Annotated in this window: 7 protein-coding genes and 1 pseudogene; 4 read left to right on the top strand and 4 right to left on the bottom strand. The window is 71.1% G+C overall.

The features are described from left to right. Positions 1-430: 430 nt before the first annotated feature. The gene (locus tag V8690_RS21845; RefSeq protein WP_338781301.1) at positions 431-2,113 is read right to left on the bottom strand and encodes a glycoside hydrolase family 13 protein; all 1,683 of its coding nucleotides are present in this window, start codon (positions 2,111-2,113) and stop codon (positions 431-433) included. Positions 2,114-2,409: 296 nt separating this feature from the next. On the opposite strand from V8690_RS21845, the gene V8690_RS21840 reads away from it, so the two are divergent. Further along, positions 2,410-3,342, top strand: a complete 933-nt coding sequence (locus V8690_RS21840; protein ID WP_338781299.1) for an LAETG motif-containing sortase-dependent surface protein — start codon at positions 2,410-2,412, stop codon at positions 3,340-3,342. Positions 3,343-3,401: 59 nt separating this feature from the next. On the opposite strand, the gene V8690_RS21835 is transcribed toward V8690_RS21840, so the two are convergent. Further along, positions 3,402-4,913, bottom strand: a complete 1,512-nt coding sequence (locus tag V8690_RS21835) for an ATP-binding protein (protein WP_338781295.1) — start codon at positions 4,911-4,913, stop codon at positions 3,402-3,404. Positions 4,914-5,341: 428 nt separating this feature from the next. Between V8690_RS21835 and pglX the strand changes: the two genes are divergently transcribed. Continuing rightward, positions 5,342-8,884 carry a BREX-2 system adenine-specific DNA-methyltransferase PglX gene (pglX, locus tag V8690_RS21830; protein ID WP_338781293.1) on the top strand — a complete coding sequence of 1,181 codons (3,543 nt, stop codon included), beginning with the start codon at positions 5,342-5,344 and terminating at the stop codon, positions 8,882-8,884. Positions 8,885-8,901: 17 nt separating this feature from the next. On the opposite strand, the gene V8690_RS21825 is transcribed toward pglX, so the two are convergent. Further along, positions 8,902-9,861 (bottom strand): nucleoside hydrolase, encoded by a 960-nt coding sequence (locus V8690_RS21825; protein ID WP_338781291.1) that lies wholly within the window; start codon positions 9,859-9,861, stop codon positions 8,902-8,904. A gap of 129 nt (positions 9,862-9,990) precedes the next feature. On the opposite strand from V8690_RS21825, the gene V8690_RS21820 reads away from it, so the two are divergent. Then, positions 9,991-10,548, top strand: coding sequence for a pyridoxamine 5'-phosphate oxidase family protein (locus V8690_RS21820; protein ID WP_338781289.1), 558 nt, complete (start codon positions 9,991-9,993; stop codon positions 10,546-10,548). Between the two features lie 6 nt (positions 10,549-10,554). Here V8690_RS21820 and thrS read toward each other — a convergent pair. Then, positions 10,555-11,780: pseudogene (gene thrS / locus V8690_RS21815) on the bottom strand (threonine--tRNA ligase). A gap of 423 nt (positions 11,781-12,203) precedes the next feature. Between thrS and V8690_RS21810 the strand changes: the two are divergent. Then, positions 12,204-13,007 (top strand): hypothetical protein, encoded by an 804-nt coding sequence (locus V8690_RS21810; RefSeq protein WP_338781287.1) that lies wholly within the window; start codon positions 12,204-12,206, stop codon positions 13,005-13,007. The last annotated feature ends 585 nt before the right edge of the window (positions 13,008-13,592 follow it).

The following is a 13,592-nucleotide window of genomic DNA, read 5'->3' as shown; positions in this document are numbered from 1 at the left end:
AGCGCCCCCGCGACGACGACCCCCGCCACGGCGCTGTCTTCCTGGATTTGTTCATGGCGGGCGGGGCTCCCTGTACGGACGTCGACGGCACTCCGCCAGCGATTCTCGGTGAGCGTTCCCGCAGGTGGCGCGTGCTGCTGGGCCGTGCGGGTGGCGGACGCCCGGCGCCCGTGCGGCCATGCGGTGGTTCGGCGCCCCGTCCCGCTGCCGGGACCGGGGCGCCTCCTCCTCCAGGTCGCCCGGGCACGCGGTCGAGCCGCTGCCCGCTGACGGGCCGGCGGGGGCCCGCCGGATGCGGGCCCCCCGGCGAAGGGCATGGACCGGAGCGAGCGCCATCTGGCTTTCCCCGCCGGGGGCGGACGGCCATGCCCAGCCGCCTCCGCTCGCCCCGCCCGCCGTCCGTCCCCGGCGGGGTGAACCAGGGCCGGGCCTAACGCCCGAGCCACACCGTCGTGTCCGGCCCGAGCCGGCCGTCCTCCAGGGGGGCGCTGCTCAGCAGCACCTCACCGGTCGGCAGCGGGACCGCCGTCGCGGACAGGTTCGCCACGCACCGCCAGCCCTCGCAGCGGTCGAACTGGAGGACGCCGTCCGGGGCGTCCGCCGCCCAGGTCAGCTCCTCGCCGTCGAGGAGTTTGCGGCGCAGCTTGAGGGCCGTGCGGTACAGCTCCAGGGTGGAGCCCTCCACGCCGTCCTGGGCCTCGACGGCGTAGGCGGCGAAGCCGGGCGGCTGCGGCAGCCAGGCACCGCCCGGCCCGAAGCCGTACGACGGTCCGGTCGTCGTCCACGGCAGCGGCACCCGGCAGCCGTCGCGGCCCTTGCGGACGCGGCCCGTCTGCTCCCAGATCGGGTCCTGGAGCACCTCGGTGGGCAGGTCGGCGACCTCGGGCAGGCCGAGTTCCTCGCCCTGGTAGACGTAGGCCGAGCCGGGCAGCGCCAGCATCAGCAGGGTGGCCGCCCGGGCCCGGCGCAGCCCGGCCGCCTCGTCGATCGCGGGGGCGTGGCCGCCGGAGAGCAGCCAGGCGTTGATGTCGGTGCCGGGCGGGAGCATCAGGCGGGAGGCGTGGCGGACGACGTCGTGGTTGGACAGCACCCAGGTGGCCGAGGCACCGGCCGCCCGGGCGGTGGCGAGCGAGTCGGTGATGACCTGCCGCAGCTCGTCCGCGTTCCAGCCGGCCTCCAGGTACTCGAAGTTGAAGGCCTGGCCGAGCTCGTCCGGGCGGGCGTACAGCGCGCGCCGGGCGCCCGGCACCCACGCCTCGGCGATGGCCATGCGGGGCGGGCGGTAGGCGTCCAGGATCTTGCGCCAGTCGCGGTAGATCTCGTGCACGTCGTCACGGTCGTAGAAGGGGTGCGAGCCGGGCGGCATGCCGACGAGGGCGTCCTCGCGGCTCAGCTCGGGCGCGCCGAGGTCGCGCAGCGGTTCGCTCAGGTCCTTGACGAGGGCGTGGGCGACGTCGACCCGGAAGCCGTCGACCCCGCGGTCGGACCAGAAGCGCAGGGTGGTGCGGTAGTCGGCGCGGACCTCCTGGTTCTCCCAGTTGAGGTCGGGCTGCTCGGGGGCGAACAGGTGCAGGTACCACTGGCCGTCGGGCACGCGTTTCCACGCGCTGCCGCCGAAGACGGACTGCCAGTCGGTGGGCGGGAGTTCGCCGTGCTCGCCGCGGCCGTCGCGGAAGACGTACCGGTCGCGGGCAGCGGAGCCGGGCCCGGAGAGCAGGGCCTCCTGGAACCAGACGTGCTGGTGCGAGGAGTGGTTGGGCACGATGTCGACGATGACCTTCAGACCGAGCCGGTGGGCCTCGGCGACCAGGGCGTCGAAGTCGTCGAGGGTGCCCAGGCGTGGGTCGACGTCCCTGGGGTCGGCGACGTCGTAGCCGCCGTCGGCGAGCTCGGACGGGTAGAACGGGCTCAGCCACAGGGCGTCCACGCCCAGGGCGGCGAGGTGGGTGAGGCGGCGGGTGATGCCGCGCAGGTCGCCGAGGCCGTCACCGTCGGCGTCGGCGAAGCTGCGGGGATAGACCTGGTAGACGACGGCCTGGCGCCACCAGTCGGGGTCCCGGGACGACAGGTCGAGGGTGGAGCGATCGGTCACGCGGTCTCCTTCGCAGGGCATACGGGCGACAGCATTGAATCTGTCCAGAATGCCGGGAAAAGGAACCATCGCGTTGATCGGAGTGATCCATTCCCGCTGTGATGAAAGTGTGATGACGGAGCAACTCCTGTTGCATACCCGCAGGTTGACAGCCTGCTGCGGCCCGGCCACGATGGGCGCACTGAGGCGCATGCGACCAATGAGCCCAGTGCTTCTCAGACCACTCACCCCGGTGTGGCCCCCGGCAGGCGTGCGCCGCGCGCTGCCCGCCTGCCGTCACCCGGGTTCCGGCACACGCCAAGAAACGGGATACCCCTATGTCCATAGCGAGACGTGTCACCGCGCGCCGCCTGCTGGGGACGGGCGCCGCGGCCCTCGCCCTGTGCGCCGCATCAGCCACCACCGCGTTCGCCACCGGTACGCCCGGTGGCGACGGCTGGTCGTCCGGCGGCATCTACAAGCCCGGGACCGGCGCGGGCACGGAGACCGGGACCGACCGCTGCCAGTTCTCGCTCGACGGCGTGAACTTCTTCGACTCGGTGAAGGTCGACGACCAGAACCTGAAGCCGACCGAGGACGGCAAGGTCCACATCAAGGTCCGCGCGGCCGGTGACGCGACGACGTGCACGGCCTCGCTCGCCTCCTACCTCGCACACGGCGCGACCTTCGCGACCTCCGGCGAGCAGGTGTTCGTCGACTTCGACACGGTGACGGTCAAGCCGGGCGGCACCGACTCGCTCGACATCGCCATCCCGGACAAGGGCTGCTTCGGGCAGATCGACCTCTACCGGGGCGCGGTGAAGTTCGACGGCGACCTCGACGCGAAGGACGGCTTCGAGCACGGCGAGCTGCCCAAGGGCCCGGATCGTCCGGTCATCAAGGACAAGCTGATCGCGGCCTGGAACGGCGGCACGAAGGACTGCACGACGACGCCCCCGCCGGCGGAGCCTCCGGCGAGCTCGACGCCCCCGGCCACCCCGTCGGAGCCGGCCGAGGAGACCACGCCGCCGGCCACCCCGTCGGAACCCGCCGAGCCCTCGACGCCCCCCGCCACGGACACGGACACCCCCACCCCGTCCACCTCCGAGTCGACGCCGCCCCCGGCCCCCAAGCCGAACGGCGGCGGCGGCGACCTCGCCGAAACCGGCGCCAACAGCAGCACGGGCCCGATCGCCATCGGTGCGGCGGCCCTGCTGGCGGGCGGCGCGGCCATGGTGGTCGTGACCCGCAGGAAGCGCGCGACGCGTTGACGTCCGATGGAGCCCGGGGCTTTCGAGCCCTGGGCTCCATCTCTCCAAGGGGGTGCCCCCTATGGCAGAACGGCCGCCGGCATCGCCCGACCGTAGAGCTCGTCGAGGCCGATCAACAGGACACCACCCCGCTCTGCCTCGTCCTGCAGGGCATCGCTGAAGCCGGCAGCGCTGAAGCACGCCAGACCGCACCGCGTGGTGTCCATCCCCCGTCCGGCAAGGAGTTCCCGGGCCCGCTCCAGACGTTCCAGGTGGCTCACTCCCATGAGGGTCCCCCACTTCGCCTCACCGAGCAGCGTGACCGCGGACCTGTTCCCGCCGGACCCCTGCTCCACCACGGCTACGTCGATCTGGATCTGCCGACGCTCCCTCGAGGCGGTCACCACGCCGCTGCCGATCTCGCCCAGTGACGTGTCGAGCAAGGAGCGGCCCGGTCCGAGCACGTACTCCCGGCACATCGCCTCGAAATGCGGACCGGCCACCTGCGCCGCGAAGCGCTCCGCCGACTGCGCCCAGACCTCTGCGGCCTGACCGCTCTCCAGGCGCGCCCAGGCCGGGCGCATGACGGCCTCATAAAAGTTGATCAGCGGCTCGGTGATGCGGTACTGGGACTTGCCGGCCCGGAAGACGTCCGCCTCCCGCACCAGGAGGTGACTGTCCTCCAGGACGTTCAGTGGATGCGAGATGTCGACGGACTTGCGACCGATGTAGCCGGCGATGCCGCCTCGCGTCGTGTTGCCCTGCGCCACAGCCGCGAGCACCGAGTGGTACAGCGCGGTGTCACGGATGTCCGCCTCCTCGGCAAGCAAATACCGAGCCTCCCGGAAGAGCGGACTGAACGGCGCCAGGACAGTGCGGCACACCCAGTCGTCGAAGTCGCTCACACCCGCGGGAACGTCATCCGCCAGGAACTGGCGCCGGTACGCGGGGGTACCTCCCACGATGGCGTGCAGTCGTGCGGCAAGCGCGGGATCGTCGGCGACACTCCAGAAGTCCGCCGCGGCCCGGTATCCGAAGGGCCGCACGACCATTTCCAGCTGCGCCCGGCCACGCAGAGGTGCTGTGCTGGCCAGCAGCCCGCCCATGACGGACATCGCCGAACCGCACAGGAGCAGTCGCATACGGCTCTCCTCCACCTGGAAGCGGTCGATCGCGCGCTGGATGAGCGAAGGCAGTTCCGGGGCCGCCTTGACCAAGTACGGAAACTCGTCGATGACCACGAGGAACGGGCTGTCCCTCCGCCCGGGGCCGGCGAGATCGAAGAGATACGAGATCGCGTCATCCCATGCGGCGAAGGAAAAGGGCACTGGCGAACCCGCGTGGTCTGCCAGAGCTGCACTGAACTGGCGGAGGGACTCCGCCTCCGTCCCTGCCGTGGCCCCGAAGTAGAAGCCTCCGCACTGCTCGACGAGCGCCCGCAGGAGGTACGTCTTCCCCATGCGTCGTCGGCCGCTGACGATCCCGAGCATGGCGTGCGGCCGAGGCCGGTTCACGAAGGAGGTGAGCGCGTCCCATTCGCTCCCGCGATCGTAGACACGCGACGGCTTGTTCGGCCTTGCCCGACGGTTCATGTGGCTCCTTGGACGACAAGCAGAGAGGGATACACCCCTAAGGAGTTTACTCCTATCCAGTCACCCGACCAGGAAGCCTCCGATCGCGATCCCGAGAGTGGCCGCTCCGAGGAAGGTCACACCGCCCGCAGCGAGGGCCCCCTTCACCCTCCCTCTGGCCGGGCTCCCACCCGTCGTCAGCCAAGAAATTCCAGCCGCAGCACAGCCAAGAAGCGACGCACCGATCAGGACCAACGCCACCCACACCCACTTGAGCCACCCGTCATCGCCACCCATGAGCCGCCCACCCCTTCCGTCGAGGACGACCGGTCTCGCGACCGGCCACCCAGGAAGCGTAGGCGGCAATCACAACACTCTCCAAACTTTATGACACTCTCTCGGTGATAAAGTCAGACGCGGAACCATGCGAAGCTGACTGGAAGAGTCCTATGCCCGTCGACAACGGCCTGGCCGGAGACCTGGTGCGGCTCACCGCCCGCATCGAAGCGGAGCTGAGTCAGCACCTTGCCGCCGACCCGGCCATCGAGGTTCTGCGCGACGAATACAAGTCCGCCAGGGGCCAGGGCCTGACGTCGACGACATGGTCAGCCTGGTTGGACGCCCGGGTCTCCCAGGTGGCGACGGCGTGGGTACTGGCGACCGTGATGATCAGGTTCTGCGAGGACAATGAGCTCCTCGACATCGCCTTCGCCGCCCGCCCGACGGACCTCGCGGACGAAGCCCTCCGCGTACCCCGACCCCACCTCTCGGCCGGTGACCTCATCGTGCACGCCATCGACCGGCTCCGCGCACACCCGGTCATGGCCACGGTGTTCAGCAGCAGCCATCCGCTCTGGCAGCTGCGGCCCAGCCACGAGGCCTGCGAGGAGTTGCTCACCTTCTGGCGCCGCCGGACGCCGGACGGCGCTCTCCTGCACGACTTCACCGATGCCTCGCGCTCCACGGAGTTCCTGGCCGGTCTCCACTCGGCGCTCAACGAGCGGGCGCGGAAGTCGTACGCCCAGGCCCCCACCCCGCTGTTCGTCGTCGACCTCATCCACGATCTCGTGCTCGAACCGGCCCTTGCGGAGCACGTGTCCCAGACGAGGGGACTGTCCGGCCTCCGGATCATCGACCCCGCCTGCGGCTCGGGCGCGTTCCTGCTCGACGCGTACGAACGACTCTTCCGCCGCTGGTCCGAGGCCAGGCCGGACATGAGCCCGTGGCAGCGGGCGGCCCGTGCTCTGCGGTCGGTGCACGGCTGTGACATCGACCCGTGCGCCGTGAGCATCACGCGGTTCCGCCTGCTGCTGGCCGCCATGAACAGCGCCGGGGAACGGCGTCTCGACGAGGTCCCGGACCTGCCGCTGGTCGTCGCGACCGGTGACTCCCTCCTGTACGGCCGCACCGCCCACCTGGGTCGGATGGCCGCGCATCCGGGTCTCCCCTCCGAGTTCGACGAGTACACCGCTCGTCACGGGCTCCTCCGGCCGGCGTCGTACCACGTGGTGACGACCAATCCGCCGTACGTCACCGTCGCGGACAAGGCGCTGTCCGCCATCTACCGCGACCTCTACGAGAGTTGCAGCGGGGCTTACGCGCTGCCGGTTCCCTTCACGGAACTCGCCTTCGAGCTCGCACAGCCGGGTGAAGCGGCGGGCCGGGTCGGTCTCTTCACGCCCAACTCCTTCATGAAGCGTGAGTTCGGACGCAACCTTGTCGAGCGCGTCCTGCCCCGAGTGGAGACCACCCACGTCATCGACACGTCCGGGGCCTACATCCCCGGCCACGGAGTCCCGACCGCCATCCTCGCGGGCCGCAACCGCATGGCCGATCCCGGTACTCCCGTCCACATGGTCGTGGGCCGTCGGGGCGAACCCTCGCGACCGGAGGTGCCCGGAGAGGGACATGTCTGGCAATCGCTGCGGACCCTGGCGTTCACGACCGGGGTGGCGAGCGAGTGGGCGGAGTCCTATCTGCAGGACCGCGGGCAGCTGAGCGTCTTCCCCTGGAGTCTCACGCCGTCGGCGGCCCGCGACGTACTGCGCCGCATGGAGAACGGAGAGCGGCTCGGCGACCGTGTCGTGCGCGTCGGATACGCCGCCAACACCGGATCGGACGACCTCTTCTGCGCCACCGACCGTTCCTTCCGGCGCCAGGGGGCCGAGGACTTCGCCACCGTCCCGGTACTCACCGGTTCCGAGGTACGGGACTGGTCCGCGTCCCCGGCGCTCATGGCATTCTTCCCTCGCACGGATCACCGCTTCGAACCCGTCATCGACCTGACAAGCGTTCCCGGACATCACCGACGGCTGTGGCCGTACCGGACCGTTCTGCGGAAGCGGAAAGGCGCGAAGAAGACGTCACCCTGGTACGACTGGCACCACATCGCGTCCGCCGGGGACGTGCATCCGTGGTCCATCGTCTTTCCCTGGGTGGCAACCCACCCTCATTTCAGCCTGCTCCGGGGTTCTGCCGTCCCCCTCAACTCGGCACCGGTGATCAAGCTGTCGACGAGCGCCTCGGCGGAGTCCCATCTCGGACTCCTCGGCATCCTCAACAGCTCGGCCGTGAGTTTCTGGCTCAAGCAAATGAGCCAGAGCAAGGGGCAGTCGCGCGTCGACCAGTTGCGAGGCGCCGAAACAGGCGGTGAAGCCTGGGCGAAGATCTACGAGTTCACTTCGACCCGGCTTCTCGACCTGCCGCTTCCCGCCGCGTTCCCCGTCGCGGAGGCCGAAGAACTGGACTCCCTGGCGGCCAAGTCGCAGCACGTCCTGCGGGAGATCGCCGCCCCGGACACCCGGATCACCGCCCGGCTCCTCCACTCGGCCCGACACCGATGGGCGTCCCTCAGATCACGGATGATCGCCTTCCAGGAGGAACTCGACTGGAAGGTGTACGCCCACTACGGCCTGATCCCCGACGACGGAGAACTGAACGGCCCGCTCGAGGACGTACCCGATCTCGCCCTGGGGGAACGAGCCTTCGAAATCGTGCTCGCCCGGCGCGCCGCAGCGGGAGAGGTGGAGACGCAGTGGTTCACGCGCCACTCGGCGACGCCGGTGACCAACCCTCCCCAGCACTGGCCTCCGGCGTACCGGGAGCTGGTGCGACGCCGGGTGAACGCGATCGAGCAGAACGCGTCACTGAGGCTACTGGAGCAGCCCGAGTACAAACGCCGCTGGTCGGTCGACCCCTGGGAAACCAGGATTGGCCCCATGCTCCGGCAACGCCTGCTCGACCACTGCGAGGCGTCCCACCTGTGGTACGAGTCTTCCCCGGCAGGGCGCCGACCTGTCGCCCGGACGGTCCGCCAACTGGCCGAACTGCTGTGTGGGAACGAAGACTTCACCACGCTGGCGGCGCTCTACGCTCCCGCTGCCGTGACGTCCGACGTGCTGCTGGACCTGCTCGCCGACGAACACGTGCCGCAGGCTGCGCCTCTCCGGTACAAGACGTCGGGTCTCGCCAAGCGGCGCGTCTGGGAAAAGGTATGGGAAGTCCAACGCCGAGAAGACGGACAGGAGTTCGTCGCCGACGTGCGCCTTTCGAGCCCGGTCCTACCGCGCTTCACGTCCGGGGACTTCCTCAGGCCGTCCTACTGGCGGCACCGCGGCAAGTTCGACGTCCCGAACGAGCGGTTCGTTTCGTTCGCTTCATCCTTCTCACCCCTGTCTCCCACCACGCCGATCGGCTGGGCGGGCTGGACCGCCGACGAGCGGGCCATGGTGGTACTCAACCTCCTCGAAGCCGATTCCCACGCCCATGCACAGCGTCCGGAGTCGGCCCTGCCCCTGCTCAAGGCATTCTCAGAGCTTCTCCCCTGGGTTACGGCCCCCGACGACGGACTCAGCACTGGCCCGACGCCGGACCGGGAAACCCTCGAGCGCGCCTATGACGAACACCTCACCCGCCTCGGCCTTTCAGTCAAGGACGTGGACTCTTGGCGTCCGCCCGCCCCGAGACGAGGCAGGCCGCGCAAGGGTGCTTAGGGAGGCGTCTCCCAGGCTTACTCCAGCGTTCTCAGCCATAGCTTCACATACCGCTCAACGTCCACGCCCAGCGCCACGTCCACCAGGGGCCGCTCACGGGCACCTCCGTGGATCTCCGACTCCCCGGGCCGCGGCCGGCGGTCGACGATCGTCTGGCCGCGGGCGGGCCCCGGGGCGAGGACGACCTCGACCTGCAGCCGCTCGGTGGTCAGTCCCTTCGGGTCGACGACCGCGCAGACCGCACCCGCGTCACCGAGCCCACCCATGGGCGTGGGATCGCCCGACGTGGCCGGATCCCGGTGGGCGAGCAGCTCACCGGCCATCCGCAGACTCGGATCCGCACTCGCCCGCAGCCGCTGCACCTCCCCCGCCGACACCAGCACCTTCTTGAACACGTCCAGCCCGTACATCGTGATCGGCACCCCCGCGGTGAGCAGAACCGCCGCCGCCTCCGGGTCGTGCCACACGTTGAACTCCGCGACCGGCGTGGCGTTCCCGGTCGCCACCGCGCCGCCCATGAACACGATCCGCTCGATGTTGCGGGTCACCTCGGGGTGCGTCCGCAGCAGCAGCGCGATGTTCGTCAGGGGCGCCATGGGAATGAGCGTGACCGGCCTCGGCGAGGCGAGGATCTCGCGACGCAGCAGCGCCACCGCGTCCACGTCGACCGGCACGCGGGTCGGCGCGGGCAGCCCCAGATCCCCCATGCCGTCCTGCCCGTGCACATGCCGCGCCGTCCGCACGGGTTCGATCAGCGGACGCTCGGCCCCCCGGGCGACGGGAATGTCCCCGGCACCGGCCACCTCCAGCACGGTCAGGGTGTTGCGGACCACGCCGTCGACGTCCGTGTTCCCGGCCACGCAGGTGATCGCCCGCACGTCGAGCGCAGGGTGCCGTACGGCGAACAGCAGGGCGAGGGCGTCGTCGACGCCGGTGTCGCAGTCGATGATCACCGGGATGCGCTGACCGTCCGTCACGACCAGGCCTCCTTTCGCTCCGGCCGCTCCGGGGCGGAGCGGCACCCGCGACCCTACGGCCTGGGGTGGCGATGATTCCGGTGCGGGCCGCCGGTCGTTATCGGAGAGAGCCGACGAAGGAGATCCGCCATGCCCGCACCAGGACCCGCGAAGCAGCCCACGACCGAGCTCGACGCCCGTTACAGTTCCGCGCTCAATCCGCGCCCGGGTGCCTCGAACGTCACCGCCGTCGACTGGATTGAGGCCCAGCGGCATCTGGAGGCCGCCGAGATCTTCTGGGTGTCCACGGTGCGGCCCGACGGCAGACTGCACGTCACGCCCTGCATCGCCGCCTGGCACGACGGAGCGCTGTACTTCTCCACCGGCAGGGAGGAGCAGAAGGCGAAGAACCTCGCGCACGACGCGCACTGTGCGCTGACCACCGGCGCGAACTCGCTCGCCCAGGGGCTCGACCTCGTGGTCGAGGGCACGGCGGAGCCGGTTGCCGACCCGGCGCTGCTGGAGGAGGTGATCACGGCGTTCGAGACGAAGTACGGGCCGCACATCACCTCCCCCGAGGGCACCTTCCACGGCATGGGGGACGCGTTCCGCAGCGGGGACGATGTGGTGTTCGCGGTGGCACCGGCGACGGCGTACGGCTTCGGCCGCGACAACGGCGTCTTCAGCCACACGCGTTGGGCGTTCTGAGCCTGCTCAGACAGCTGCCGGTGCCCACAGATCGGTGGCGCGAGCCGCTACCCGGTCCCCGATACGGCGCAGCAGCTCGGCGGCGGGGAGGGGGTCCGGGCGGCGGCCGTCGCGCACCCGGAGTGCCACGAGCCCGGCGGCGGCCTCCCGCTCGCCGATCACCGCCTGGTACGGGACCAGCCGGGCCTGGCGGACACGGGCGGCGAGGGTGCCGTGCTCGGGCCGGCGACCTCGGCGCGCAGGCCGAGGTCGTGGGCGCGGCGGGCCAGGGCGTGGGCGTCCTCGCTCTGCTCGTCCCCCACCGGCAGGATCACCAGCTGCACCGGGGCCAGCCAGGGCGGGAAGGCTCCGCCGTGGGCCTCGACGAGGTGGGCGACCGCGCGCTCCACGCTGCCGATGATGCTGCGGTGCACCATGACCGGGCGGTGCTTCGCCCCGTCGGCGCCGATGTAGTGCAGGTCGAAGCGTTCGGGCTGGTGGAAGTCGATCTGGACGGTGGACAGGGTGGCCTCCCGCCCGGCGGGGTCGACGATCTGCACGTCGATCTTCGGGCCGTAGAAGGCCGCCTCGCCCTCGGCGGCCTCGTAGGGGATGCCGGAGCCGTCCAGGACTTCGCGCAGCAGGGCGGTGGCCCGCCGCCACAGGTCCGGGTCCGCGACGTACTTGCCGCCCTCGCCGGGGAGGGAGAGACGGTGGCGGGTCGCGCGGATGCCCAGGTCCGCGTAGGCGCGGCCGATCAGCTCCAGCGCGCCGCGCGCCTCCTCGACGGCCTGCTCCAGGGTGCAGAAGATGTGCGCGTCGTTGAGGGTGATGGCCCGCACCCGGGTCAGGCCGCCGAGGACGCCGGACAGCTCCGAGCGGTACATGCCCCCCAACTCGGCCATACGGAAGGGCAGTTCGCGGTAGCTGTGGGAGCGGGAGCGGTAGATCAGGGCGTGGTGGGGGCACAGGCTCGGGCGCAGCAGGACCTGTTCCGAGCCGAGGTCCATCGGCGGGAACATGTCCTCGCTGTAGTGGTCCCAGTGCCCGGAGATCTCGTACAGCTCGCGTTTGCCGAGGGCGGGCGAGTACACGTGCCGGTAGCCGGCCCGCTGTTCCGCCTCGCGGACGTACTCCTCCAGGGTGTGCCGCACGATCGCGCCGTCGGGCAGCCAGTACGGCAGCCCCGCGCCCATCAGCGGGTCGGTGTCGAAGAGGTTCAGCTCGCGGCCGAGCCGTCGGTGGTCGTGCATGGTGGGCTCCTCGGGTCTGGGGCGAGCTCCCCAGCTCTCGGCTTCGCTCGAGCCGGGCGGTACCCCACCGCGACGAAGCCCCGGGGCGCTCGCCCCGGGGCTTCGGACATCTGCGTCAGCTGTCAGCGCGCCGGGACACTCTCCGGCGTCGTCGTGAGAGACGGGAACGGCTGGGCGCGCTTCATGGGCGTGACCGTAACAGGGGGGCGGCCTGCGGGGCGACGGCTTTTTTCAACGGGGGCGCACTTTTGGCGGGAGGCATTTTTTCGCGGGGGCGCGCAGCGCGTACGCCTCCCTCACCCGAACAGCCCGTCGCACTGGTGTGCCGACCGTCGCGGTGGTGCCGTAAGAGCACGTGCCCGATCTTGGAGAGCCCGCCCCGTCATGAGGCACCTCCATGAACTCCCCGCAGGAGACCCTCCGATGCCCCACCCTCCGGCCGGCCGACGCGGCCCAGGCGCCCGCGCCCTCCTCGCCTCCGCGCTGTCCGTGACCGCCCTGCTGGCCACGGCCGCGTGTTCCGTCCAGGACGAACCGCGGCCGCGGTGGTTCTCCGCCTCCGCCACCCCCACCGGCGCGTCACCCGCCGGCGAACGGCCCGCGAGCTCCGGGGCCGGCCTCACCGAGGCCCAGGCCCAGGCGGCACTGATCACCGGGGCCGATCTGGGGGAGCCGTGGGAACCGACGCGGGGTGCCAGGACCTGGCGGGACGGGCTGCTCAAGGCGACCACGGAGGACCCTGACTGCCAGCGGCTGCTCGACGCCCTCTACACGGAGGAACTCTTCGGCACCCCGGCCGGCCCGCAGGCGACGGCCGCGTTCGACGACGCCGACACCGGCGCCCAGTTGCGCTACCACATCGCCGCCCACCCGCCGGCGGACGTCGACCGCACCCTGGCCTGGCTGAAGTCGCTGCCGGGGAAGTGCGGCGAGTTCACGGCCGCGACCACGCGCGGCGGCATCCAGGCCGTCCAGGTCAGCGACATGCCGCTGCCGCCGGTGGGAGACGCCCGGCAGGCCCTGCGGGTCACGCTGGCCGGCGAGACGGAGGACGGGGAACTGACGTACCTCACGGTGGACCTCGCGGCCGTGCGGGTCGGGGAGGAGACGATCACACTCACCAACGCCGGCCTCGACGAGGTGTACGAGGAGGTCACCCAGCAGACCGCCGAACTCGGCGCGCAACGCCTGTCGGAAATCCGGAAGCAGGGCCGAGCCCAGATCTGACGAACACCGACCGGCTCCCGAACCCCATACAGCTCCACCACCCCGACCGGCCCACCGCCAGACCGACCGAGCCCCGCCGCCGCTCCGCCGCGCCGACCGAGCCTCCCCACCGCTCCGCCACGCCGACCGGTCCTCCCCACCACTCCCGCGCCACCGGCGGACCTCACCACCACTCCGCCGCGCCGACCGAGCCTCCCCACCGCTCCGCCACGCCGACCGGTCCTCCCCACCACTCCCGCGCCACCGGCGGACCTCACCACCACTCCGCCGCGCCGACCGAGCCTCCCCACCGCTCCGCCACGCCGACCGGCCCTCCCCACCACTCCCGCGCCACCGGCGGACCTCGCCCCCGCCACAGGCCGGTCTCGCCACCACCCCCACGGCGCCAGCCGGGTCTCTCCACTGCTTCCACGCCGCCAGCCGGTCTCGACGCCGCTGCCAGGCCCACGCCACCGATCGGACCACCAGTACCCATGCCACCAACCGGGTCTCGCCCCCACGCCCCCACCGACCTGATCACCGCCCCCAGACAGCCAGCCGGGCCTCGCCCCACTCCTCCACGCCACCCACCGGTCAACACCACCC

It is taken from the genome of Streptomyces sp. DG1A-41 (assembly GCF_037055355.1).
GTDB lineage: Bacteria > Actinomycetota > Actinomycetes > Streptomycetales > Streptomycetaceae > Streptomyces.
This window is presented reverse-complemented; position numbering and strand designations above follow the sequence as displayed.